We start from the raw sequence: 24,197 nt of genomic DNA, 5'->3' as shown, positions 1-24,197 counted from the left end.
GTTTTACCCCGCCCGAATGGCCTTGGCGATCAGCTTGATTCCGGGCTCGATCCGGTCCGTGGCAATCGAGGAATAGCCCAGCCGATAGAAGTTGCTTGGCCTGTCGGGGCCGGAAAAGAACGGCTCTCCGGGTTCAATGTGAACGCTCTGGCTTTGCAGGGCGCGCGCAAGCTGCTTTGTGTCGGTGCTGTCGGGTGCGGCCATCCAGATGGACGAGCCGCCCAGAATGCCGCGCCCGGCAACCGTAAGGCCATGCTGGTCTATGGCGGCGTCCAGTGCCCGGCGACGATCCGCCAGCGCATTGGACATGCGTCTGATCTGCGCGTCGTAATGGCCAAGCGACAGGAAATAGGCCGCCGTGCGCTGAATATGACCGGGCGGGTGGCGCAGGACCAGCGATCGCAGGGCGCGCGCCTCGCGAATGAACCGCTCGGACCCGACCATGTAGCCCAGCCGAAGGCCCGGAAACAGGGATTTCGAGAAACTGCCCACATAGATCACCCGTCCATCGCGATCCATGGATTTCAGCGCGGGCGAGGGCGCGCCGAGAAAGGCCATCTCGAACTCGTAATCATCTTCGACAATCATCGCGTCCAGATCGCGCGCCCGGTCAAGCAGGGCGGTGCGCCGATCCACCGGCATGGTCGCGGTTGTCGGGCTTTGATGGCTGGGAGTGGTGAAAATGACATCGACATCATCCGGGATCGCATCCGGCGGCAACCCGTCCCGGTCCACCTTCAACGGCGCAACCGTGCAGTCCCAATGGTTCAGCAGGTCCCGCAACGCGTAGTAACACGGGTCTTCAATCGCCGCCTTGCGCCCATTGTTCAAAAGGATGCGCGAGGCCAGCCAGAGCGCATTCTGAGCGCCCATCGTGATCAGAATCTCTTCGGGTCGCGCAGCGATACCCCGGCGGGGAAGAGTGTGGCGGGCGATGAATTCGACCAGCAGCGGGTCGTCCTGATCCACGTAATCCGCGGTCAACGAGTCGAAATCCTTGTGCCCCAGCGCCCGCACAGCGCAGAGCCGCCAGTTGGCGTGGTCAAACAGGGTGCGATCGGCCTGCCCGTAGATGAACGGATAGCGATAGCTGCGCCAGTCAGTGGGTTTCGGCAGAACGTCTCCGCCCGAATAGGTGCGGGCCAGCGCCTTGTCCCAGTCCACGGTTTCATTCCCGCGCTGGACGGGGGTATATTTGGGCGGCACCGGCGCGTTTTGCGAAACGTAATAGCCCGATCGGCCCTTTGCGGTCAGGTAGTCGTTTGCCAGCAACTCGGTATAGGCCAGCGTGACGGTGATCCGGCTGACGCCCAGATGCGCGGCAAGCTTGCGTGACGACGGCAGCTTTTCCCCGACATGGAAGCGGCCCGACAGGATGCCCTCGGCAATCATCTGCTGGATCTGTGCCTGCAGCGTGCCTTGTCCGTTAAGCTCAAGAAAGAAGGTATCGACCGATATTCCCATAGCTTTCTTATAAGTTGGACTTATGCATTGGGCAATCTGGACTTAACGTAATTTTGCCATCTGGCGAAGAATTCAGGTTGACGCCTTTGAACAATTAAACTAAATAACCAGAAAATTAGTTTTATGGAGAGATCAGATGTGGGAAACCGCCGCAGCAGGCTTTTCAGCCATGGGGTCCGAGGCCCGGCTGAAGGTTCTGAAAACGCTGGTCCGCGCTGGTGAGGCCGGACTGACCGTCGGAGAAATCCAAAACCGGACGGGTATTGCGCCGTCCACGCTGGCGCATCACCTGCGGTTCCTCGCGGCCGGGGGCGTCGTCGAGCAAGAGAAAACCGGGCGCAGCACGATCAACCGCGCCTGCTATGACGAGCTTAGAAATCTGGCGCAGTTCATCCTCAGCGAATGCTGCGCTGACGAAGTGGGAAAGGCCGCGAACGATGGCTGAGTTGACGCAAAATCCCAAAGCCTCGGCAAAGGCTCTGGTCGATCTGATCAAGACCCCCTGGGCGCTGATCGTCGCGATCCTTGCGGCGGTGGCCGTTCTGGACCCGGGCAACTGGGCCGAGGTTGTCACTTTTGCCGCCAAAGCGCTGGCTCATACCGGCCAGTACATCCTGTTCGCCGTTCTTCTGCTGTCCTACCTCAAGGCCACCGGGGCCGAGGTCATGGTGGCGCGCGCCTTTGAAGGGCGCGAAACGCGGATGATCTTTCTGGCCGCACTCTTCGGCGGTCTGGCCCCGTTCTGTTCCTGCGAGGTCATTCCTTTTATCGCCGGGCTGCTGGCGCTGGGCGCTCCGTTGTCCGCGGTTATGGCGTTCTGGCTGAGCTCACCGCTGATCGACCCGCCGACCCTGCTGATCACCGCAGGCGCGTTGGGCTGGCCGTTTGCAATCGGCAAAGCAGTCGCCGCTGTCGCGCTGGGCCTGTTCGGAGGCTTCGCCGTGCGTCTGCTGATGAAACAGGGGGCATTCGCGCAGCCCTTGCGCGTCTACAAACCTGCAGGATGTTGCGGCTGTGGTCCAAAACAGGATGACAAACCGGTGTGGAAGTTTTGGCAAGAGCCCGAGCGTATCCAGCGCTTCAAATCTGAATTCATCCACAACGGTCTGTTCCTGCTGAAATGGCTGGCGCTGGCCTATGTTCTGGAGGCGTTGCTGGTCAGCTACGTGCCCGCCGATCTAATCGCCCGCGTTGTCGGAGGCGAAGGCGTGCTGCCCATCGTCACCGCCGCTCTGGTCGGAATGCCCGCCTACCTGAACTCCTACGTCGCGCCGCCCCTGTTGGCGGGCCTGATGGAACAGGGCATGAGCGCCGGTGCTGCGATGGCCTTTATGGTCGCCGGGGCGGTCAGTTCAATACCGGCCATGGCGGCGGTCTGGTCACTGGTCAAACCACGCGTGTTTGCCACCTATCTGGGCCTGGGGGTCGGCGGCGCAATCGTCACTGGCATCCTGTTCCAGATGATCTGAAAACAAAAAAACCGCCCGGCACAGTCGCCGGGCGGTTTCTTCTTGGACATTCATAAACTCAGCCCGCGTCGCAGAAGCGTGGAAGCTTGAACCGATACCGCGCCTCGCCACTTTCCACGTAAACCCGCTTTTCCACGCAGGCGCTGGTGCCGACGGTCTGGGATACCGGTGCCTCGGTCGAGGTGATCGAGGCGGCAGATCCATCCGGCAACCGGACCGAGGCGATGACGCCGTTCCGCAGGTCTCCGTTGATTGCAGTGGCCGACAGGACCGGGACGGTCATGAAGGAATGATGCTCATGCTCACCGTCATCACCCAGCACAAAAAGGCTGGTGACGATGATAATCATGACCACACCACCGGCCAGACCCAGCCCCCAGGTTCTGAGAAAGGCATAAATCGAAACGGCGCGGTGCGGGCCAAAAACAGCGGACAGAACGTTCAGCATGGGTTTTCCGTAAGAAAAGCCCCGGACCGTTCAGGCCGGGGCTGTCAGAGCATCAGAAACGCGGGGTCTCTTCGTCTTCTTCCTCACCGCCGCCTTTGGGCAGGTTGAAGAAGCTGTCCGCGTCGACCATCGGTTCGTCGTCTTTCTCGTCCTCGGAATCGTCGGACAGCGAGAATGTCTCCAGACCTTCGATGGCGGTCGGGATCTTGGGCGCGGCGTCCATTTCCAGCGACTGCTCGGTCGAGACCAGCTTGCGGCGCTCATCATCGCTCATGACGCCGCCCTCGGCGGCTTTCTTCGCGGCGGCTTTCTGAACGACGGCATCCAGTTCCGACTGTTTGCAAAGGCCCAGAGCGACAGGATCGATGGGCTGCATGTTCGAGATGTTCCAGTGCGTGCGCTCGCGGATCGACTGGATTGTCGGCTTGGTGGTGCCGACCAGCTTGGCGATCTGGCCATCGCTGAGTTCCGGGTGGAACTTGACCAGCCAAAGGATCGAGTTCGGGCGGTCCTGACGCTTGGACAGCGGCGTATACCGCGGGCCACGGCGCTTTTCTTCACCAGCGGCAGACGGATTGAACTTGAGCTTCAGCTTGTGCAGCGGGTTGTTCTGCGCAGTGTTGATCTCGTCCTGCGTCAGCTGGTTGTTGGCAATCGGGTCGAACCCTTTCACGCCAGCGGCTACGTCGCCATCAGCGATGCCCTGCACTTCCAGCTCGTGCATGCCTACGAAATCCGCGATCTGCTTGAAGCTGATCGTGGTGTTGTCCACCAGCCATACGGCGGTTGCCTTGGCCATCAGGGGTTTTGCCATCAGCCCGTCTCCTTTGAATACATCTGTCCCGTCGCCGGAATTCGGCGGCCCCGAGGTCTTGGGGCAGGTTTCCGTTGTCGGGGAACTTGGGGCTTATATAGTCGCGTCACGTTAAGAAGGGAAGAGGCGAATGCGCCAAGGGATTTTAGGGCTGATAGTGTGGGTGCTGAGCGCCGTGGCGGCGCTGCCCGAGGGCGAAAAGGCGGGTGCGTTCGACTACTACGTCCTGTCGCTCAGCTGGTCGCCCAACTGGTGCGCCCGCGAAGGCGATGCACGCGGGTCGGACCAGTGTGACGCGCGGCATGATCACGGCTGGATCCTGCACGGGCTTTGGCCGCAATATCATCAGGGCTGGCCGTCGTACTGCCCCACGCCGAATGCCCCGCCATCGCGGGCCATGACTCGCGAAATGGAGGATATTCAGGGGTCTTCCGGCCTAGCGTGGCATCAGTGGAAGAAACACGGGACGTGCACGGGGCTTTCTGCGTCCGACTATTTCGCGCTGTCCCGGCGGGCCTATGAGGACGTCCAGCGCCCGCAGGTGTTCCGCAAGCTGGACCAGTCGGTCAAATTGCCTGCCTCGGTAGTGGAAGAGGCGTTTCTGAAGGCGAACCCGACGCTTGAACGCGACATGATCACCATCACCTGCAAACAGCGCTATATCGAAGAGGTCCGCCTGTGCCTGTCCCGCGCCCTTGACCCGGTGCCCTGTGGCCGGGACGTGATCCGCGACTGCACTGCGACGGACGCGCTGTTCGATCCGATTCGTTAAAGCTCGCCGCTTTGGCATTCCCGCGCGTATTCCAGCGCCTTTGCCGTGCCTTTCAGATCAATCGCCATGACGGTCTCACCTGCCGGGTTGTAAACGGTCAGGGTCTTGTTTTGGGCAATCGCAGTGACGAAATTGCGGTCGGTGAAGAACACAGTCGCCCCCGGCACGTCGCGTTCATTGAACCCGATGGCGGTGGCGTCAAAGCTTTTCCCGTCCAGTTCGAACCGGATCGGATAGCTCTCGCCCTGCTTAATGTCGCCCCAGGCCTTGTTGTAGACGGCGAAATACCCGCGATTGTCCAGCGCGTCATAGCCTATGCGCACCACCGAGAGGTCCTGATATACCGTCTGGATCAGGCACCCGTTGCCAAGCGCAGGGTCCATCATGATGTTCCAGCCTTCGACAAAGCCTTTGTCGATGAGTTGTTGGGCGAGGGTGGCGGTGGCGGTTAAGGTGGCGATGGTTAGGGCGAGAAGGCGGTGCATTGAACTACTCTGAAACTAATATCGATCCATTGACGTTAGTGATCTTTTCTTGAATTACAAAGCTGTAATTTTATTGAAATATTAGGATGATAGGGAGCCAATGAAGCTACTATTCACCGCTCTGCTCGGCATTTTAGCTTACTCCGTAACTGCAATCATCCTTTTCGGAGGTGTGTTTCAGCCCATCGCTCTTCTTACGTTTTGGAACGGTCGATTGGGTGCCCCTTTTTGGCCAGTCTTCGTGTTACTTGGCGGTCTTCTTGGGTTTTTGGTCAGCGCGTTTTTGCAAAGGCTTGCATTCAAATCGCCAGTGATCTTGCCTGTGTTTGTTGTCTTGACCATGGGCCTGTCGGCTGTCTTTGTCGGCGCTTACGCAACCATCCTGCGCAACAGAGAAATCAGTGCATTTGGTGCGGAGGCAGAGTTTCGAAACTCGTTCTTTGATACACTAAGAAATGCTCCAAGGGAGTTTCAGTTCTTTTTGCATGCGGCGGCACTAAAAGAATGCGTTCCATACGCTTGGAGCTATCGCACCATGTCATTTTACAGACTACCGAACAACGTGGCCGTTAACGTTTTGCCTGGCGAATGGCTGCTACGCTGCAATATTACCAGAACCTAGATCGTGCATTAATGAAAGGAACCTCTGAAAGGTTCAGAGTTCTTTCCGCGCCCTGAGCGCCGCCGTAATCGTCCCGTCATCCAGATAGTCCAACTCGCCCCCAATCGGTACGCCTTGCGCCAGTGAGGTCAGTCGGACCTGACCTTCCAGTTGGTCGGCGATATAATGGGCGGTGGTCTGGCCATCGACGGTGGCGTTTAGGGCGAGGATGACCTCGGTGATGCCTTCGGCTGTGACCCGGTCCTTGAGGCGGGGAATGCGCAATTCGTCGGGGCCGACGCCGTCCAGCGCAGAGAGCGTGCCGCCGAGCACGTGGTAGCGGCCTTTGAATACGCCTGCGCGCTCCATCGCCCAGAGGTCGGCGACGTCTTCGACCACGCAGAGCTCGCCGGTCGCGCGGGCCTCGGCATCGCAGATGTCACATATGTCGGTGGTGCCCACATTACCGCAGTTCAGACATTCGCGGGCGGTGATGGCGACCTGCTGCATGGTGTCGGACAGGGGCGTCAGCAGCAGGGCACGTTTGCGGATCAGGTGCAGCACCGCCCGGCGGGCCGAGCGGGGGCCGAGGCCGGGCAGCTTGGCCATCAGGTCGATCAGATTGTCGATGTCGCTGTTCGAACTCACGGGCTGTCCTGTGTGACGCCGGAGGGAGCCTCCGGCGGGAGTATTTTTGAAAAGATAAAGATCAGAACGGCAGCTTGATGTCTGCAGGCAGGCCCATGCTTTCGGTCAGCTTGGCCATCTCGGCCTGCGCGCGCTCGGTGGCCTTAGTCTGGGCGTCCTTGATGGCGGCGAGGATCAGGTCTTCGACCACTTCCTTGTCGTCGCCGTTGAAGATCGATGGGTCGATGTCCAGACCCTTGAGCTCGCCCTTGGCGGTGGCGGTGGCTTTGACCAGGCCCGCACCGGATTCGCCGACAACCATCAGATTGTTCAGTTCCTCCTGCATCTCGGTCATCTTGGTTTGCAGGTCCTGCGCGGATTTCATCATCTTGGCCATATCGCCCAGACCGCCTAGTCCTTTGAGCATCGGTATTCTCCTGTAATCTCTGCTTGAGGCCTAAATACGGAGGCCAACCGTCCCGCACAAGAGGCCAGAGCCTTTACTGGGCGCGGGAGAGTTTTGGGGGTGTAGTCAATCCTCCTCGAACGGGTCCCATTCGTCTTCGACCTCGGGCAGGGCTTCGGTTTCGACCTTGGCCGCGCGTTCTTCGGGGGTTTCGATTCGGGCGATCTTTGCCTTGGGGAACTGGGCCAGCACTGCCTGCACCAGCGGATGCTGCTCGGCCTCGGCTTTCAAGGCAAGTTCGGCCTTATCTCGCACTTCGGCAATGGTTGGTGCGTCGCCGTCGGAGACGATGGAGACGGCCCAGCGGTTGCCGGTCCAGCGTTGCAGGGCAGAGCCAAGCCGAGGGGCGAGGTCCGTCGGGGCCTGCGAGGCAGGGGTGAATTCGATCCGGCCCGGCTGGTACGACACAAGACGCAGGCCGGTCTCGACCTCGACCAGCAATTTCACGTCTCGGTTGGCGCGGATCAGTTCGACCACGTGGTCAAAGGTCGGATAGCGGGCGAGGGCGGCCTGTGTCTCCTGCGCCAGCGCTGCCACTGGCGCGCTGCCCGATCCGCGCGGGGCGGGGGCGTAGGTGGCAGGCGCGGCGCTGGCCTGAACCGGCGGTGCGCCATTGTTCGACAGAGGGACACCGCCACCGGGGCCATTTGGCGGAGGCGGGGCGTCCTGCAGGCGTTTGATCAGCTCTTCGGGGCTGGGCAGGTCGGCCACATGGGTCAGGCGGATCACAGCCATCTCGGCGGCCATCATGGCGTTTGGGGCGGCCGAGACCTCGTCCAGCGCTTTCAGCAGCATCTGCCACATGCGGGTCAAGACGCGCATCGGCAGCGCCTCGGCCATTTGCTGGCCCCGGGCGCGTTCGTCGGGGGAGACCGTGGGGTCATCGGCGGCGTCGGGAGTGATTTTCACCACCGAGACCCAATGGGTGATCTCGGCCAGATCGCGCAGGACGGCCAGCGGGTCGGCCCCTTCGGCATACTGCGCGCTGAGTTCGGTCAGCGCGCCCGCCGCATCGCCGCGCAGGATCATGTCGATCAGGTCCAGCACGCGACCCCGGTCAGCCAGACCTAGCATCGCGCGCACCTGATCGGCGCTGGTCTCACCCGCGCCGTGGCTGATCGCCTGATCCAGCAGCGAGGTCGCGTCACGGGCCGAGCCCTCGGCGGCCCGGGTGATCAGCGCTAGCGCGTCCTCGGCGATCTGCGCGCCTTCGGCGTCGGCGATCTTGCGCAGCAGGCCGATCATGTCCTCGGGCTCGATCCGGCGCAGGTCGAAGCGCTGGCAGCGTGACAGGACTGTGACCGGCACCTTGCGAATCTCGGTGGTGGCGAAGATGAACTTCACATGCTCGGGCGGTTCTTCCAACGTCTTGAGCAGCGCGTTGAAGGCGCTGGTCGAGAGCATGTGGACCTCGTCGATGATGTAGATCTTGTAACGGGCCGAGGCCGCGCGATAGCGCACGCTGTCGATGATCTCGCGGATATCATTGACGCCGGTGCGGCTGGCGGCGTCCATCTCCATCACGTCGACATGGCGGCCTTCCATGATCGCTAGGCAATGCTCGCATTGGCCGCAGGGTTCGGTCGTGGGGCCGCCCTGACCATCCGGCCCGATGCAGTTCATACCCTTGGCGATGATCCGCGCGGTGGTGGTTTTGCCGGTGCCACGAATGCCTGTCATGACAAAGGCTTGGGCGATCCGATCCGCCTCGAACGCGTTTTTCAGCGTGCGCACCATGGCGTCCTGACCGACCAGATCGGCGAAGGTTTCCGGGCGGTATTTGCGGGCGAGAACCTGATAGGCAGGGCTGGGCGTGTCGGTCATGTCTGCTTTCGCGGATTCGAGGTCTGCCGCAGCGTAGAGGTCGCCGCCGCCCGCGTCCACAGCGTGTCGTCAGGATTTTTGTTTTGGAAAACGCCGGTCCTTGCGTAAACTGGTTCAGCCTATTTCAGAGACTGTATTTTTGGCGATTATTGTACGAGGGGGCTCGGTTTATGTCTCAGATGGCAATCTATGCGCTGCAGGTTGGGGGCGGTACGCTGGCGTTGACGCCGATTCCGGGCTGCAGCGGGGATTATTCCGGCGATCTGGACCTGATTTCGGATTGGAAGCCGGGGCTGGTGATTTCGATGACTACTGCGGTTGAGATGTTGCAGCACGGTGCGCAGGATTTCGGCAGCGATATTCAGGGTCGGGCCAGCCGTTGGGTGCATCTGCCGGTTGAAGATTTTGGTGCGCCGCCGCAGGCGGTCGTCGACGCGTGGCCCTCGGTCAGCGCGACGGTGCGGCAGGCGCTGTCCGGTGGCGGGCGGGTGCTAGTCCATTGCCGGGGTGGATGTGGCCGGTCGGGCATGGTTGTGCTGCGGCTTATGGTCGAAAGCGGAGAGGCCCCGGACAAGGCACTTTCACGGTTGCGGGCCATCCGGGCCTGCGCGGTCGAGACCGAGGGGCAGATGGCCTGGGCCGTCGGGACGGCGCAGGCTGTAAGTAGCGTCTAGTTCAGGGCGAAACCTGATGAACCTGCGCTGGCACTTCGCGCGAGGCAATTGCGGTGACTTCAAGCATGGCGCAGGGCGGGCTGGTGATTGCGCTTGAGGGCAATGTGTCCAAGCCTGTGCCAAAGATCATGTCGGCATAGCGGTCCAGCGCTTCCAGATCATCCTCGGCCTCCCTGCCACAAAACACACGGATCTGATCCGGGCGCGCCCGAAACCGGGCGGTGCAGCCGCCGGGGCAAAAGCTCAATTCGCTGCTGCCTTCGATTTCGAATTTATCGGTGGTTACGGGCCCGGCCTGCGCAACCGCTTGCGTCAGCGTCCGCGCCATTCGGGCCAGCGCCGGACAGGTTTTGCCGGTCCGCTGGCATACGGTTGCGGTGAATTGATGTGTCTTCGTCTTCCAGATCATCCTGCGCCCTCCGCGCGGCGGACGGGGGATGCGGATCAGGCGGGACTGCGCGAAGCTGTCAGGACCTGCCCGGACACCCCGCCCGAGTTTCGGTTTCAGTTTTTGATGGCAGGTCTCCTGACTTGCGGGTCAAAGCGTTGCCGACCTTCCCAGCCTTTCGGCCAGTGGTGTTCCGGCAGTGCTCACCGCTTACAGTTGCGGGGGCAGTCGCGGCCTTGGTTCGTTCCGGCATCGCCGGGCAGAACCGCACCGAGTTCCCTTTTCATCCCGACACCTTGTGGGGGCCGGAAACCATCACACAATCGCTAGCGGTTGGCCGGGGCCCGAGTCAAGCTGATCTTGATCCGAGTCTTGCGCTGATCGCCCGAAGCGGACGTTTGGTCATGCGGGTTAGCTGTTGACTTGCCCGCGCCGTTCAGTGCCTGATCAGAAAATGAACCGATTGGTTCAGATTGATCCCGAGGGTTCCATGTTGGACGCGCAGCAGACGGTGTTGACCGAAGATTTTCAGTTTCCCTCCGGCCCGGCGATGCTGTCGGCGCGGTTGTACCAGCCTGTGACCGAGCCGGAAACGGTTGTCGCGCTGAACAGCGCCACCGGCGTTCCGCGCGACTATTACCGGCATTTCGCGCAGTGGCTGGCATCTGAGCGGGGCATGGCCTGCCTGACCTATGACTATCGCGATTTCGGGACGTCCGCGTCGGGGTCACTGAAACACTCAAAGGTCACGATGGCGGATTGGGCTCTGACCGACATGCCCGCCGCCCGCGCCGAGATGCGGCGGCGTTTTCCCAACGCGCAGCACTGGACCATTGGCCATTCGGTCGGCGCGATGCTGGGGCCGGTGCAGCCGGATATCGACCGAATCGACCGCATGATCTGCGTGTGTTCCGGGCTGGTTACGCTGACGGATCACCCCTGGCCCTATCGGGCGCTGGCGGGGCTGTTCTGGTACGGCCACGCGCCGTTGGCGGTGCGGATGATGGGGTATCTGCCGGGCAAGGCGCTGGGATTTGGCTCGGATTTACCTGGGCCTGTGTATTGGCAGTGGCGTAGATGGTGCACGGCACCGCTGAACTACGTGCCCGAGATTGGCAAGGGGCTGCCAGAGGCCAAATGGGCAGGGTCAGGCGTACCGGTAAATCTGTTCACTTTTGAGGACGATCAGATGGTGCCGCCGCAAGCCGTTTGGCGGCTGGCCGATCTGTACGGACCCGAGGCGAAACGGCATCTGCTGTCCCCGCAGGATTTCGGACTGCGCGAGATCGGCCATATCGGCGTTTTTGCGCGGCGCAACGCAGCTGTCTGGCCGCGCCTGATTGGCTGAGAAAGGGCACCGGGTTCTCGGTGCCCCTGCACTCATAGCCCTTTGCGGGATTTCTTGTCCTGCATCACGGACCGCACCATTTTGCCAAACGCCTTGTCGCGCGCCCGCGATTGCGCCACGGTTTCCGAGTTCCTCTGATCCTCGCGCCGCAGCTTCCGCCAACGCTCCAGCCGGTCGGCATCCAGCGTGCCGCCCGCAATCGCCGCCTGTACGGCGCAACCGGGTTCACCCTGATGCTGGCAGTCCGAAAACCGGCATAAGGCGGCACGTTCGAGGATGTCCGAGAACACCTCATCCACGCCCTCATGCGCGTCCAGCAGTCGCAGGGCGCGCATGCCCGGCGTGTCGATCAGCCAACCGCCGTTTTGCATACGGTGCAGGGCCCGCGATGTCGTGGTGTGCCGCCCCCGCGCGTCGTCTTCGCGGATGCCTGCGGTGCCGTCCTGCCGCCCGGTCATTCCGTTTGCCAGCGTGGTCTTGCCGACGCCGGACGACCCGACCAGCGCGGCTGTCTGCCCCGTAGAACACCACGACAGGACTTGCTTTATGTCATCAGCCTCCCGCGCGTTCACGGTCAGAACCGTCAGGAATGGAGCCAGTGCCTGCGCCCGGACGGCGTAGTCCGACGGGTTGGCGCAGGTGTCCGCCTTGGTCAGAACAACGACCGGGTAGCAGCCGGATTGATGGGCCAGTGCCAGATACCGCTCCAGCCGGGGCAGGTTGAAATCGGCGTTGCACGAGCTGACGATGAACAGAACGTCCACATTGGCGGCGATCAGCTGTGCCTCGGCCCCGGTGCCTGCGGCGTGGCGTTGCAGTGTGCTGCGCCGGTCCAGCAAGTGGCGGATTCGGGTGTGGTTGTCGCTAAGCACCCAGTCGCCAACGGCAAATTCGCCGGTGGGACGATCAGGTGAAAGCGGCGTTTCGCCCTCCGCATTCACGCCGATCAGCCGGTCGCGGTGGACGGCGCTGATGCGATAGGGGGTGCACGACGGATTGGCCGCGTGCTGCGCGGCAAAGTAAGAGGACCATCCGAGGTCCTTAAGGGTAAAAGTCATTGGTCTGCCTGTGTTCAGGTACAGCAAAACCCACAGATGGCAGGCGCGCATCCGTCGGTCGTGGGGTCAGGCAGTCGCGTGGATTGGGTTCAGAACCGCTCTGCCCGAAGGGTCTTTGCTACATTCATAAAAGCCCTCCTGCGGCTGGGGTTTGACTAAGTGAGAGGTTGGACATCGACCCAAGCGGGGCTCGTTGTGGCTGCTTCCTTCCGGACCTGACCAGGTTGGCGAGGCGCTCGCCCGCGCCAACCTCTCAATCTCCGATATAGGCAGGTGCCGGGCAAAAGACAACCCGTCAGAGTGTCAGGCGTATCTGCTCGAACCCGTCCCCGTCGCGCCCCAGTTGTTCAGGGGCAAAGATGTCCAGCTCGTCCAAATACTTGATCGCGCCGGGACCGGTTCTGAGGATGGCAGAGGCCCCTGAAATAGGGAAAAACGAGAAAGGGTGCAGAGCATTTTCAAGCGGGTCCTGCGGCAGGTTATTGGACAGGTAAGCCCGCAGAATCTCCTTTATGTCCAACTTGGGCAGGTCAAGGAGTCGCGCATTTAACAGCGCCCGGACATTCCCGCCTCCGCTGGCGCGGTAATTGTTCAGCGCGACGACAAATTTCTGGTCCGGATCGACTGGCTTGCCTTGGAACTCAACCTCTCTGACCCGTTGGTGGGTGAGGTCCGTCAAGGCCCCCTCGGCATCGAACCGCGCGGGTTGGGACAGGTCGATCCGATAGTTGAGGCCGAATAGAACGTCAAAATTGTATCCCACGCGCCGGGAATCGATCAGATCACGGGTTTGGCCGGGGGCCTGTTGGTTGAAGACGCTCGCCGACATCTCAAGCCAGTCCTGCACCTGAGCGCCCGTCGCGATGATCCCTCGCAATTCGTTGGGAAACAAATGCAGATCCGCGATGTGGCGCAGACAGATTTCCCCGGCGGGGACGTCGCTGTACCAACGCGGGCCGGATCGCCCACCGCTTTTGCAGGGCGCTACCGCCGACAGGACCGGCAGACCGGCCAGATCAGGGCCCATCAGATGCGGGCGCAACGCTGCAGCCTGCGCCGCCGCCAGTAACGCCAGCCCCCGATCCGGTGCGCAGAGGCTGAAATTGCTGTGCAGATCATCGGCAATCCGGGCGACCGGTTCGGCGACCATGGCCCGCGTCCCCTCATGCGCTGGTGCAAAAAGCCGGACCAGATCGGGGTGTTCGGGAACGGGGTCGGTGTCGGGCAAGACCGGGTGCAAGTCCGCGTGGCTTTCTTCAACCCGCCAGATGCCCCGGTGGTCCTGAGACAGCGACAAATCGATCACTCCCAGATAAGAGCCCGCCGATCCGGCCATGACGGCGGGTTTACCATGGATGCGCCCGGCCAGAGGTTCCACATGCGCAAGCCCGTCATGCGCCGGGCCGGGCAGGGTGAGATGCGTGTGCCCTGCGATGACGGCATCGATACCGTCAATCGCGGCCAGAGGGATGGTGGCGTTTTCCAACCCGGGCGTGGCCTCTGACCCGCCGAGGCCGGAATGCGACAGGGCGATGACCAGATCGCAACCCTCAGCACGCAGCAGTTGCACCTGCTTCCGCGCTGCTTCCAGAATGTCCTCGGCGACAACCTCGTCCAGCAATAAGTGAGAGGCCCAGCGGGTGGTTTGCGGCGGCAGAACGGACACCACTCCGATCCGGATGGTTGCAGGCTTTCCGTTCAGGGATACCGTGCGCTCAAGACTTGTGCTGCCTGCCCAACCTTGCCGCGCGCCACGGCGGTGCATGTTGCTGCAGACCACCGGGCAGGGGGCCTGCGCGAGAATGTGGTCGAGTACCGGCAACCCAAACTCAAAGTCGTGGTTTCCAAGCCCGATTGCATCATAGCCTAGCACCGCGAATGCCTGCATCAACGGATGGCGTTCCGCCTCGGTCACGGCCCATTCACCCAGCGGTGTTCCTTGCAGGGAATCGCCATTGTCAAACAGCAGGGTTAGGGCATCGCCCGCTTGCGCCCGAGCCTGCTGGATCAGCGTGGCCGTTCGCGTGAAACCAATCGCCGGATCGGGCCGATCGGCGTAGTAATCAAAGCCGGTCAGGTTCATATGCAGGTCGGTGGTCGCAAGAATGCGAATTTTGGCCCGAGGTTTTCTCTCGGGCTCTCGCCCAGTTAAAGATTTGTCTAATATCAATTTTCTACTTTTGGATGCTGTTTCTTAATCAAATTCACTAAGAAGTATAATAGATGAATTTTCCGGGGCTGCCCTGCGACCTTTCCGTGGCAATACCGAGGCTTCGGGGCTGTGAATTGCCATTGCAACGCCGGATGAGACGTGGCAGCCCTGTGCGCAAGACCCAAAGGACGTTCAATGAAAAACGCGGAACTGGTGACATTTGGCGGCTCGGGCCTGAACCGGGCGGCACATCTTCGTGGCGACGGTGACAAGATGGATGCAGCGCGTCGTGATCCGATGGCCAGATGCATGTTGGTCTGGCGCGGAAAGCTTTTGGTGCAGGGGGAAGGGCTAGACCAGCTTGCGCTGATCCCGATGAGCCATGATCTGATTTGCAATGGTCCGGGCGGGGTGGTGGAAGCGCCGATCCTTCTGGGATGCACCGAGGCGGGCGCGCCGGTTTTTGCCGCCGATATTTCGGATTGGGCGGCGGAAGGGCTTGATCTGACTGGGTTGGGCGAATTTGTCGATAAATCCGAACAGCAGCACCCCGATCTGCCCAAAGGGTATGTGTTTGCCGAGTTGCGCCGGATCATGACTCGCCTGTCCGCGCGCGACGCGGAACTGGCGGCGACCGCCAAAGCCGTGATCGGCTGGCATCAGACGCATCGCTTTTGCGCCCGCTGCGGTGCGCCAAGCGAGTTGTCTCAGGCCGGATGGCAGCGCGGTTGCCCCTCCTGCGGCGGCCAGCATTTCCCCCGCACAGACCCGGTTGTGATCATGCTGATCACCCATGGCGATTGTGTCCTGATGGGGCGGTCCCCGGGCTGGCCCGAGGGGATGTTCTCGCTGCTGGCGGGGTTTGTGGAACCGGGCGAAACGCTGGAAGCCGCCGTGCGCCGCGAAGTGATGGAAGAGGCGGGCGTGCCCGTTGGGGCGGTTTCGTACCTGTCCAGCCAGCCCTGGCCGTTCCCGGCCTCGCTGATGTTCGGCTGCGCGGGTGAAGCGCTGTCGCGCGAGATCGAGATTGATCCGGTCGAGATCGAACAGGCGATGTGGGTCAGCAAAACCGAGATGATGCAGGCCTTCGCGGGCGAGCATCCCAGCCTGCTGCCCGCGCGCAAAGGCGCGATTGCGCATTTCCTTTTGCAAAACTGGCTTGCAGATACGCTGGACTAAGGAAAAACTGGCCCAAATGCACGGGCAGCAAAGGACAATATGCAGTTTTCAGCGCGCGAAGATATCGAGGCCCCGATCAATTCGGTGTTCGAGATGGTTTCTGATTTCGAACGGTTCGAACGCCTGGCCATGCGCCGGGGGATCGAGGTGCGGCGGACGGCAGGCGGCGCGCCGTTCGACGCCGGAACCGCCTGGCATACCGAGTTCAAACTGCGCGGCAAACCCCGGCAAATGTCGGTGCTGATGACCGATTGCGACCGACCCACCCAGATGCGGTTTGAGGCCAACAGCAAAGGCATGGCCGGGGTCACGACCGTGGATTTCCTTGCCCTGTCGCAGCGCAGAACACGGCTGAATGTCGAGATGTCCCTGGCCGCCAAATCCCTGCCCGCGCGGCTGTTGCTGCAGTCGCTGAAACTGGGGCAGGCGCGCTTTCGCAAGCAGTTTCAGGTGCGGCTCAGCGAGTTTGCGAGGGAGCTGGAACAGCGGCATCTTTATGGGTCTTGAGGCTGAACGGCGGTCTGATCTTCACCGAGCTTAAGAACGAGGTGTCTGAAACGGATGTCGCAAATCATCTTTCTTCATGGCGCATCCAGCAGTGGCAAAACCACGATCGCACGGGCGCTGCAGCAGCAAATCGATCTGCCCTTCTGGCATATCTCGATCGATCATCTTCGCGACGCGGGCGTCTTACCGTTGCGCCGATACGACAGCGGCGAGTTTGATTGGCAAGCCGACCGGCACGCCTTTTTCGACGGGTTCCACAGGTCGCTGGCTGCCTATGCCGCGGCCGGAAACAACCTGATTGTCGAACATATTCTGGACACTCCGGGCTGGGAGGAGGATTTGCGGACCCACTTTCTGCCCCACGACGTTCTGTTCGTGGCGGTCCAGTGCCCAATCCCTGTTCTGAACGAGCGCGAGCGAGCGCGGCAGGATCGCCCACTGGGCAGTGCAGAGCGAGATCAGAGAACGATCCATCGAAACAGGGTCTATGATCTACAGGTTCAATCGACGGATGGGTTGGACGCAAACGTTGCCGCCATTTTAAAGGCGTGGCGAAGTGGTGTCCGTTGCTCTGGGTTCAGTCGATTGTCCGGTTAACCGCGCGGTTGTGCCGCCGGGTAAACCCCCAGAATCTCAACATTTGTCGTGAAGTGCGCCAGCTCATCCATCGCCAGTTGCACATTGCGATCATCCGGGTGGCCGACGATGTCAGCATAGAACTGGGTCGCGGTAAATGAGCCATCCAGCATGTAGCTTTCCAGCTTGGTCATGTTCACACCGTTGGTCGCAAATCCGCCCATCGCCTTGTATAGCGCCGCCGGGATGTTGCGGACCTGAAACACGAAGCTGGTGATCATACCATGATCGCCCCGGCGCGTCAGATTCGCCTGCCGCGACATCACCAGAAAGCGGGTCGTGTTATCGTCATGGTCCTCGATATGGCGGGCCAGAACGTTCAGCCCGTAGATCTCACCCGCCAATTCGCTGGCCAATGCGCCCGAGTGGATGTCACCCGCCTCGGACACCTCGCGCGCGGCGCGGGCGTTGTCGGGGCTGACCCGGCCGCGAATGCCGTGTTCGGTCAGGAACCCGGCGCATTGCGGCAGCAGGACGAGGTGAGAATGCGCCTCGGAAATATCCGACAGTTTTGCGCCCGGCACGGCCAGGAGGTTGATGTGAACCCGCACAAAAGCCTCGTCGATAATATGCAGCCCGCTATGGGGCAGCAGCCGATGGATATCGGCCACCCGGCCATAGGTCGTGTTCTCGACCGGCAGCATCGCCAGATCGGCCTGACCCGAGCGGACCGATTCGATCACATCCTCGAACGTACGGCAGGGCAGGGCCTCCATGTCGGGGCGTGCGTTGCGGCAGGCCTCGTGACTATAGGCGCCGGGTTCCCCCTGAAAGGCTATACGTTTGGTCATTTGGTCGATTCCGTGCAACAAGTTCTTGAATTGGGCGTTTAGTCGCGGTGTCTATACCTTGCCTCTTGTCAGGGGAAGCCTTAGACACCCCGCAGACAGCTGAAATGGACTCGCGATCAATGTTCGACACGATGACAGTTACCAAGGCCGCCGCAGGCCTGTTTGGCACCTTCCTGGTGTTGCTTCTGGCTAAATGGGGGGCAGACATCCTCTATCATGGCGGTGGTCATGGCGATGCCGAAGCCGCTTACATTATCGAAACCGAAAGCGCGGGTGAAAGCGCCGACGGCGAAGAAGTGGTGTTCGAAGACATGCTGGCCGCAGCGGACCCGGAAAAAGGCGCGCGCGTGTTCCGCAAATGCACCGCTTGCCACAAGCTGGAAGACGGCGCCAACGGCACCGGCCCCTACCTGTTCGGCATCGTGGACCGCCCGGTTGCGTCTGCCAAAGGCTTCACCGGCTATTCGGCAGCGATGCAGGCGCATGGCGGCAACTGGACACCCGAAGCACTGGACGCCTTCCTGGAACGCCCAAGCGCCTATATCTCGGGCACATCCATGAGCTTTGCCGGTCTGAGAAAGCCGGAAGAGCGCGCCGATCTGATTGCTTATCTGCAAACAATCGGCAACTGATTGCGCGATCGAGCTTGAAAGTTTTTAAGCCGCTGCCTTGTGCAGCGGCTTTTTTTGTCTGTTACACATCTTCACAAAGCGTTCACGCATTCTAAACTTGAACCTGACAGTGCTGGTCATTTAGCTGGCGCTTATAAGATTAAAGGCAAAGGCGAAGCAGGGGATGAGCACCATGAGATCCGACAGAGTTTCCGTACAGGCGCGCGTATTGGATTTCAGAAGGATGGCTCATGCATCGGTGATTGGGCTGATACTGGTCTTGCTGGCGGCAGCGCAGGTTCTTGCCGAAGAAAAGATCATAAAAAGTCACGGTTTCTCGGAATTTGGCGATCTGAAATACCCCGAGGGTTTCGCCCATTTCGACTATGTGAACCCTGACGCCCCTCGGGGAGGCGAACTGTCTTATGCCGCACAGGGCACGTTTGACAGCTTCAACCCTTTCACACGGCAGGGCCGGGCCGGGGCGCGGTCGGCTGATCAGTACGAATCCCTTCTGGTTCCGTCTTATGACGAACCGGCATCCTATTACGGGCTGTTGGCGGAAAGCCTGGAATATCCGGAAAGTCAGGATTGGGTGATCTTCAACATGCGCCCCGAGGCGCGGTTTTCCGACGGCACACCGGTGACTGCCGAGGATGTTGTGTTCTCGCATGACCTTTTGCTTGATCAGGGGCTGAAATCTTACGCGGATGCCGTGCGCAAGCGCATTCCCCGCGCCGAAGCGTTGGATGAGCATCGGGTGAAGTTCTACTTTGCCCCGGACATTCCGCGCCGGGCGCTGATCTCGCAGGTGGGCGGTACACCGGTGTTTTCCAAAGCGTGGTTCGAAGCCGACCCGGAAAACCGCCGTCTGGATAAATCCCGTCTGTTGCCGGGGATCGGATCGGCCCCGTATCTTCTGGACAGATATGACATAAACCGACGCATCGTGTACAAGCGCAACCCCGACTATTGGGGCGATGACATCAATGTAAATGTCGGGCGCAACAACTATGACACCATCCGCATCGAGTATTTCAGCGACTCGATCGCTGCGATGGAAGGGTTCAAGGCCGGTACATTCACTCTGCGTCAGGAAAACAACTCGAAAAGCTGGGCCACCGCTTATGACTTTCCGGCGCTGTCGGATGGCTTTGTGATCCGCGCCGAGCTTGAGGATGGAAGCGTCCCGACGGCGTCCGGCTTTGTCATGAACCTGGATCGCCCGCAGTTTCAGGACCCCCGCGTGCGCGAAGCGGTTCAGCTTGCCTATAATTTCGAATGGACCAACGAAAGCCTGCAATACGGGCTGTTCCAGCAGCGCAGCTCGTTTTGGGAAGGCACGCATCTCGAGGCGACCGGCCTGCCCGAAGGGCGCGAGCTTGAGGTGCTGCAGGCCCTCGGCGATGCGGTGGACCCGGCAGTTTTGACCGAAGAGCCGGTCAAGGCCCATGAATCGCGACCGGCCCGGCAAAACGACCGCCGCAACCTGCGGGCCGCCATGAAACTTTTGGATGAGGCTGGCTGGTTGGTTGGCGATGATGGCATACGCCGCAACGCAAACGGCGAGGTGCTGTCGATTGAGTTCCTGTCGGATCAGCCGACTCTGGACCGGATCATTCAGCCCTTCGTCGACAATCTGCGCGCCATGGGCATCGACGCAAAATACAACCGGGTGGATAATGCCCAGTTCACCCTGCGCCGTCGCGACCGCGATTTTGACATGATCGTCGGCGGATACCCGACCTCGCTGCAGCCTTCGACCGGCCTGTATCAGCAGTTCGGGACCGAGGCGGCCTCGTATTCGGTGTTCAACCCCTCGGGCGCGCATGGTCCCGATATCGAACCGCTGATCGACAACATCGTTGCCGCAACCGAAAGCGAGGAACTTTATGCCAATGTCCGCGCCCTTGATCGCGTGCTGCGCGCCAAGCGGATTATGGTGCCGACATGGTATCTGGGCAAATACTGGGTCGCCTATTGGGACATGTACGAACATCCCGAAAACCTGCCGCCCTATGCGCTGGGTGTCGAAGACCTGTGGTGGATCAATGCCGAGAAAGAAGCCGAGTTGAAGTCCTCGGGTGCGTTGAGGTAATCCGCCCTCATGGGAGCCTATATTCTAAGACGTCTGTTGCTGATCATTCCAACGTTGCTTGGGATCATGATCGTCAACTTCACGCTGGTTCAATTCGTCCCCGGCGGCCCGATTGAGCAGATCATCGCCCAGATGGAAGGCGGCGGCGACGTGTTCGAAGGTATCGCCGGAGGCGGCAGTGATATCGAACAGCAAACCGGCGGCGTCACTGACCGCTATATCGGTGCCCGGGGTCTGCCGCCTGAATTCATTGAAGAACTTGAAAAGGAATTCGGCTTCGACAAACCTCCGGTCCAGCGGTTCTTTGAGATGATGGGCAACTACCTGACGCTGGATTTCGGTGAGAGCTATTTCCGCTCGATCAGCGTGATTGATCTGGTGCTTGAGAAGATGCCCGTGTCGATCTCATTGGGCCTCTGGTCGACCCTGATCGCCTATCTGGTCTCGATCCCGCTTGGTATTCGCAAGGCGGTCAAGGACGGGTCGACCTTTGACACCTGGACCAGCGGCACGATCATCGTGGCCTATGCCATCCCCGGTTTCCTGTTCGCGATCCTGCTGCTGGTGTTGTTCGCGGGTGGATCCTACTGGCAGATCTTCCCGCTGCGGGGGCTGACCTCGGACAATTGGGACAGCCTGAGCCTGTTTGGTAAAGTCGCCGACTATTTCTGGCACATCGCGCTGCCGATTATTGCGCTGACGATCTCGGCCTTTGCGACGCTGACGCTGCTGACCAAGAACTCGTTTCTGGACGAGATCAAGAAGCAATACGTGATGACCGCCCGCGCCAAGGGGCTGAGCGAAGGCAAGGTGCTGTATGGCCATGTCTTCCGCAACGCCATGTTGATCGTGATCGCAGGTTTTCCTGCGGTGTTCATCGGCGTGTTCTTTGGCGGTTCGATCATCATCGAGACCATCTTCTCGCTTGATGGTCTGGGCCGTCTCGGGTTCGAGGCCGCCGTGGCGCGCGATTATCCGGTGATCTTCGGTACGCTCTTCATCTTTGGCCTGATGGGTCTGGTCGTCGGCATCATCAGCGACCTGATGTATGTGCTGGTCGACCCCCGCATCGACTTCGAAAAGCGGGAGGGGTAAATGGCGCTTTCCCCCCTCAACCAGCGCCGCTGGCGCAATTTCCGGCGCAATAGCCGGGCGTTCTGGTCGCTGATCATCTTCTCGGTTCTGTTTGGTCTGTCGCTTTTCGCCGAGTTCATCGCCAATGACAAACCGATCCTCGTCAAATACCGGGGTGAGTTCTATACGCCGATCTTCAATTTCTATGCCGAGACCGAGTTCGGCGGTGATTTCCAGACCGAAGCGATCTATCGTGACCCCGAGGTGATGTGCCTGATCGACAGCGGAGGCCTGGAGGACTGTTTCGACGACCCCGAAGGCATCATCGACGAGATCAAGGCAGGCACGTTCGAGGCCGAAGGATACGAACGCGGCTGGGCGATCTGGCCGTTGATCCCCTATTCCTTCAATACCAGCGTGGACCGTCCCGGCGCAGCGCCTCTGCCGCCAAACGGGCAGAACCTGCTGGGCACCGATGACACTAAGCGGGATGTGCTGGCGCGGGTGATCTATGGCTTCCGCCTGTCGATCCTGTTCACGCTGATCGTCACCGGGGCCGCCAGCCTGATCGGCATCTTCGCCGGGGCCATTCAAGGCTTTTTTGGCGGCTGGCTGGATCTGATCTTCCAACGCATCATCGAAATCTGGTCAGCGACGCCTTCGCTGTACGTGATCATCATCATGTTCGCCATTCTGGGGCGAAGTTTCTGGCTGCTGGTGGCGCTTATGATCCTGTTCAGTTGGACCGGGTTGGTAGGCGTCGTGCGGGCCGAATTCCTGCGGGCGCGGAACCTTGAATATGTCCGCGCCGCGCGGGCGCTGGGTGTGGGCAACATGACCATCATGTTCCGCCATATGCTGCCCAACGCCATGGTCGCGACGCTGACCTTCATGCCCTTCATCGTGACCGGCACCATTGGCGGGCTGGCCTCGCTGGATTTCCTTGGCTTTGGCCTGCCGTCCTCGGCCCCGTCTTTGGGAGAGTTGACCTTGCAGGCGAAACAAAACCTGCAGGCTCCGTGGCTGGCCTTCACCGCGTTCTTCACCTTTGCCATCATGCTGTCGCTTCTGGTCTTCATTTTTGAGGGCGTGCGCGATGCATTTGATCCCAGAAAGACTTTCTCATGAGCCTGTTGGATGTGAATAACCTCAGGGTCTCGTTCCGGCAGGATGGGCAGGTGTCGGCGGCGGTCAAGGGCGTGTCCTTCACCGTGGATCGGGGGGAAACGGTGGCGTTGGTGGGCGAGTCCGGGTCGGGTAAGTCCGTCACCGCGCTTTCCACCGTGTCGCTGCTGGGCGACAGCGCGATTGTCGAAGGTTCGGTCACCTATGACGGGCAAGAGATGATCGGCGCGTCCGAGCAGCGTCTGATGGATGTGCGGGGCAACGATATCAGCTTTATCTTTCAGGAGCCGATGACCTCGCTCAACCCGCTGCACACGATACAGAAACAGATGGCGGAATCGCTGGCGCTGCACCAAGGGCTGACCGGGGATGCGGCGCGGGACCGGATTGTGGAACTGTTGACCAAGGTCGGTATTCGTGACCCCGAAGAACGTCTGGACAGCTATCCGCACCAATTGTCGGGTGGACAACGGCAGCGGGTGATGATCGCCATGGCGCTGGCGAACAAGCCCGATATCCTGATCGCGGATGAGCCGACAACAGCGCTGGACGTGACCATTCAGGCGCAGATTCTCGAACTGCTGGCTGAACTGCAGAAATCCGAGAATATGGGGATGCTGTTCATCACCCACGACCTTGGTATCGTGCGCCGCATTGCCGACCGGGTCTGTGTGATGAAGGATGGCGAGATTGTCGAAACCGGTGTGACCACCGAGATTTTCGACAACCCGAAGCACCCTTATACGCGCAAGCTGCTGGCGGCTGAGCCTTCAGGGCATCCCGATCCGGTCGCCCAAGATGCCGAAGAGGTCGCCCGCACTGATCACCTGAAAGTCTGGTTCCCAATCCAGCGCGGGTTCCTGAAACGCACCGTCGGGTACGTAAAGGCGGTCAACGACGCGACGCTCAGCGTGCGCGCGGGTGAAACGCTGGGGATTGTGGGCGAAAGCGGGTCAGGCAAGACGACTCTGGCGCTGGCGATCATGCGGCTGATTGCGTCCGAGGGCGGCATCACCTTCCGCGACAAGGACGTGCGCCGCTGGTCGACGCGTGAACTCAGGCGGTTGCGAAAGGATATGCAGATCGTGTTTCAGGACCCGTTCGGCAGCCTCAGCCCGCGCATGACTTGTATGCAGATCATCGCCGAAGGGTTGGCGATCCACAAGGTCGACCCCCACCGCGCGCCCCGAGAACTGGTGGCCGAGGTGATGACCGAAGTGGGCCTCGACCCCGCATCAATGGACCGGTACCCGCATGAGTTTTCCGGCGGTCAGCGGCAACGCATCGCCATCGCGCGCGCCATGGTGCTGCGGCCCAAACTGCTGGTGCTGGACGAACCCACCAGCGCGCTGGATATGACGGTCCAGGTGCAGATCGTCGATCTGCTGCGTGAACTGCAGCGGAAATACGGGCTGGCCTATCTGTTCATCAGCCATGATCTGAAGGTCGTGCGGGCGATGTCGCACAACGTCATCGTCATGCGGAACGGCGACGTGATTGAAATGGGGGCCGCTGAAGACCTGTTCGAGAATGCCCAGACGGATTACACCCGCGAACTGATTGCGGCAGCGGGCTGAGAACAGCCC

At 60.8% G+C, this 24,197-nt stretch carries 25 protein-coding genes, 1 other RNA gene and 1 riboswitch; of the genes, 14 read left to right on the top strand and 12 right to left on the bottom strand.

Going from position 1 to position 24,197, the window contains the following annotated elements; all coding sequences use genetic code 11:
• Positions 1-3: 3 nt before the first annotated feature.
• Positions 4-1,464, bottom strand: coding sequence for a MocR-like pyridoxine biosynthesis transcription factor PdxR (gene pdxR / locus ACR0JN_RS08010; protein ID WP_480885063.1), 1,461 nt, complete (start codon positions 1,462-1,464; stop codon positions 4-6).
• Positions 1,465-1,600: 136 nt separating this feature from the next.
• Here pdxR and ACR0JN_RS08005 point away from each other — a divergent pair, with 136 nt between their 5' ends.
• A complete protein-coding gene (locus tag ACR0JN_RS08005; RefSeq protein ID WP_480885062.1) occupies positions 1,601-1,909 on the top strand; it encodes an ArsR/SmtB family transcription factor in 309 nt (102 codons plus the stop codon).
• Positions 1,902-2,933: a permease gene (locus tag ACR0JN_RS08000; protein WP_480885061.1), complete on the top strand. Its 1,032-nt coding sequence runs from the start codon at positions 1,902-1,904 to the stop codon at positions 2,931-2,933. Before ACR0JN_RS08005 ends, ACR0JN_RS08000 begins: the two co-directional genes overlap by 8 nt.
• Before the next feature lie 58 nt (positions 2,934-2,991).
• Here the strand turns inward: ACR0JN_RS08000 and ACR0JN_RS07995 are convergent, their stop codons facing one another.
• Positions 2,992-3,381, bottom strand: a complete 390-nt coding sequence (locus tag ACR0JN_RS07995) for a hypothetical protein (protein ID WP_480885060.1) — start codon at positions 3,379-3,381, stop codon at positions 2,992-2,994.
• Positions 3,382-3,433: 52 nt separating this feature from the next.
• Positions 3,434-4,195, bottom strand: coding sequence for a DUF1013 domain-containing protein (locus tag ACR0JN_RS07990; protein WP_480885059.1), 762 nt, complete (start codon positions 4,193-4,195; stop codon positions 3,434-3,436).
• Between the two features lie 130 nt (positions 4,196-4,325).
• On the opposite strand from ACR0JN_RS07990, the gene ACR0JN_RS07985 reads away from it, so the two are divergent.
• Positions 4,326-4,967, top strand: coding sequence for a ribonuclease T2 family protein (locus ACR0JN_RS07985; RefSeq protein ID WP_480885058.1), 642 nt, complete (start codon positions 4,326-4,328; stop codon positions 4,965-4,967).
• On the opposite strand, the gene ACR0JN_RS07980 is transcribed toward ACR0JN_RS07985, so the two are convergent.
• Complete coding sequence (locus tag ACR0JN_RS07980; protein ID WP_480885057.1) at positions 4,964-5,452, bottom strand: hypothetical protein; 489 nt, start codon at positions 5,450-5,452, stop codon at positions 4,964-4,966. The genes ACR0JN_RS07985 and ACR0JN_RS07980 overlap by 4 nt on opposite strands.
• Positions 5,453-5,552: 100 nt before the next feature.
• On the opposite strand from ACR0JN_RS07980, the gene ACR0JN_RS07975 reads away from it, so the two are divergent.
• Positions 5,553-6,074: a hypothetical protein gene (locus ACR0JN_RS07975; protein ID WP_480885056.1), complete on the top strand. Its 522-nt coding sequence runs from the start codon at positions 5,553-5,555 to the stop codon at positions 6,072-6,074.
• A gap of 33 nt (positions 6,075-6,107) precedes the next feature.
• Here ACR0JN_RS07975 and recR read toward each other — a convergent pair whose 3' ends face one another.
• The 3 genes from recR to ACR0JN_RS07960 form a co-directional block, all read right to left on the bottom strand.
• Positions 6,108-6,701, bottom strand: a complete 594-nt coding sequence (gene recR, locus ACR0JN_RS07970; RefSeq protein WP_480885055.1) for a recombination mediator RecR — start codon at positions 6,699-6,701, stop codon at positions 6,108-6,110.
• Between the two features lie 61 nt (positions 6,702-6,762).
• Positions 6,763-7,107, bottom strand: a complete 345-nt coding sequence (locus ACR0JN_RS07965; protein WP_480815898.1) for a YbaB/EbfC family nucleoid-associated protein — start codon at positions 7,105-7,107, stop codon at positions 6,763-6,765.
• Positions 7,108-7,212: 105 nt separating this feature from the next.
• Complete coding sequence (locus tag ACR0JN_RS07960) at positions 7,213-8,970, bottom strand: DNA polymerase III subunit gamma/tau (RefSeq protein WP_480885054.1); 1,758 nt, start codon at positions 8,968-8,970, stop codon at positions 7,213-7,215.
• A gap of 170 nt (positions 8,971-9,140) precedes the next feature.
• Here ACR0JN_RS07960 and ACR0JN_RS07955 point away from each other — a divergent pair, with 170 nt between their 5' ends.
• Positions 9,141-9,644 (top strand): protein-tyrosine phosphatase family protein, encoded by a 504-nt coding sequence (locus ACR0JN_RS07955; protein ID WP_480885053.1) that lies wholly within the window; start codon positions 9,141-9,143, stop codon positions 9,642-9,644.
• A gap of 1 nt (position 9,645) precedes the next feature.
• Here the strand turns inward: ACR0JN_RS07955 and ACR0JN_RS07950 are convergent, their stop codons facing one another.
• On the bottom strand, positions 9,646-10,053 hold the full coding sequence (locus ACR0JN_RS07950) for a hypothetical protein (RefSeq protein ID WP_480885052.1): 408 nt from the start codon (positions 10,051-10,053) through the stop codon (positions 9,646-9,648).
• A gap of 90 nt (positions 10,054-10,143) precedes the next feature.
• Positions 10,144-10,364, bottom strand: a riboswitch (cobalamin riboswitch).
• A 122-nt stretch (positions 10,365-10,486) separates the two neighbouring features.
• Between ACR0JN_RS07950 and ACR0JN_RS07945 the strand changes: the two genes are divergently transcribed.
• Positions 10,487-11,380 carry an alpha/beta hydrolase family protein gene (locus ACR0JN_RS07945; RefSeq protein ID WP_480885051.1) on the top strand — a complete coding sequence of 298 codons (894 nt, stop codon included), beginning with the start codon at positions 10,487-10,489 and terminating at the stop codon, positions 11,378-11,380.
• Positions 11,381-11,412: 32 nt separating this feature from the next.
• On the opposite strand, the gene rsgA is transcribed toward ACR0JN_RS07945, so the two are convergent.
• The 3 genes from rsgA to ACR0JN_RS07930 form a co-directional block, all read right to left on the bottom strand.
• Positions 11,413-12,438, bottom strand: coding sequence for a ribosome small subunit-dependent GTPase A (gene rsgA, locus ACR0JN_RS07940; RefSeq protein WP_480885050.1), 1,026 nt, complete (start codon positions 12,436-12,438; stop codon positions 11,413-11,415).
• A gap of 157 nt (positions 12,439-12,595) precedes the next feature.
• An RNA gene (gene ffs, locus ACR0JN_RS07935) (signal recognition particle sRNA small type) lies at positions 12,596-12,694 on the bottom strand.
• A 39-nt stretch (positions 12,695-12,733) separates the two neighbouring features.
• Positions 12,734-14,608 carry a bifunctional 2',3'-cyclic-nucleotide 2'-phosphodiesterase/3'-nucleotidase gene (locus tag ACR0JN_RS07930; RefSeq protein WP_480885049.1) on the bottom strand — a complete coding sequence of 625 codons (1,875 nt, stop codon included), beginning with the start codon at positions 14,606-14,608 and terminating at the stop codon, positions 12,734-12,736.
• Between the two features lie 177 nt (positions 14,609-14,785).
• Between ACR0JN_RS07930 and nudC the strand changes: the two genes are divergently transcribed.
• From nudC to ACR0JN_RS07915, 3 genes are read left to right on the top strand one after another with little or no spacing between them, the layout of a single operon-like run.
• Positions 14,786-15,769: an NAD(+) diphosphatase gene (gene nudC / locus ACR0JN_RS07925; RefSeq protein ID WP_480885047.1), complete on the top strand. Its 984-nt coding sequence runs from the start codon at positions 14,786-14,788 to the stop codon at positions 15,767-15,769.
• A gap of 39 nt (positions 15,770-15,808) precedes the next feature.
• Positions 15,809-16,276 carry an SRPBCC family protein gene (locus tag ACR0JN_RS07920; protein ID WP_480885046.1) on the top strand — a complete coding sequence of 156 codons (468 nt, stop codon included), beginning with the start codon at positions 15,809-15,811 and terminating at the stop codon, positions 16,274-16,276.
• A 54-nt stretch (positions 16,277-16,330) separates the two neighbouring features.
• Entirely contained in the window at positions 16,331-16,873 is a 543-nt protein-coding gene (locus ACR0JN_RS07915) for a chloramphenicol phosphotransferase CPT family protein (RefSeq protein ID WP_480885045.1), read from the top strand.
• On the opposite strand, the gene ACR0JN_RS07910 is transcribed toward ACR0JN_RS07915, so the two are convergent.
• A complete protein-coding gene (locus ACR0JN_RS07910; protein ID WP_480885044.1) occupies positions 16,870-17,703 on the bottom strand; it encodes a prephenate dehydratase in 834 nt (277 codons plus the stop codon). The genes ACR0JN_RS07915 and ACR0JN_RS07910 overlap by 4 nt on opposite strands.
• 119 nt (positions 17,704-17,822) lie before the next feature.
• Here ACR0JN_RS07910 and ACR0JN_RS07905 point away from each other — a divergent pair, with 119 nt between their 5' ends.
• The 5 genes from ACR0JN_RS07905 (at position 17,823) to ACR0JN_RS07885 (ending at position 24,188) form a co-directional block, all read left to right on the top strand.
• The gene (locus tag ACR0JN_RS07905; RefSeq protein ID WP_480815941.1) at positions 17,823-18,335 is read left to right on the top strand and encodes a c-type cytochrome; all 513 of its coding nucleotides are present in this window, start codon (positions 17,823-17,825) and stop codon (positions 18,333-18,335) included.
• Between the two features lie 163 nt (positions 18,336-18,498).
• Positions 18,499-20,412, top strand: a complete 1,914-nt coding sequence (locus ACR0JN_RS07900) for an extracellular solute-binding protein (RefSeq protein ID WP_480885043.1) — start codon at positions 18,499-18,501, stop codon at positions 20,410-20,412.
• Between the two features lie 9 nt (positions 20,413-20,421).
• Complete coding sequence (locus ACR0JN_RS07895) at positions 20,422-21,507, top strand: microcin C ABC transporter permease YejB (protein ID WP_480815909.1); 1,086 nt, start codon at positions 20,422-20,424, stop codon at positions 21,505-21,507.
• Positions 21,508-22,614, top strand: coding sequence for an ABC transporter permease (locus ACR0JN_RS07890; RefSeq protein ID WP_480885042.1), 1,107 nt, complete (start codon positions 21,508-21,510; stop codon positions 22,612-22,614).
• A complete protein-coding gene (locus tag ACR0JN_RS07885; RefSeq protein ID WP_480885041.1) occupies positions 22,611-24,188 on the top strand; it encodes an ABC transporter ATP-binding protein in 1,578 nt (525 codons plus the stop codon). The genes ACR0JN_RS07890 and ACR0JN_RS07885 overlap by 4 nt, the downstream gene beginning before the upstream one ends.
• Positions 24,189-24,197: the final 9 nt, after the last annotated feature.

It is taken from the genome of Ruegeria sp. G12, assembly GCF_056533565.1.
The sequence above is the reverse complement of the archived record's forward strand: the minus strand, read 5'-3'. Positions and strand labels throughout refer to the sequence as shown.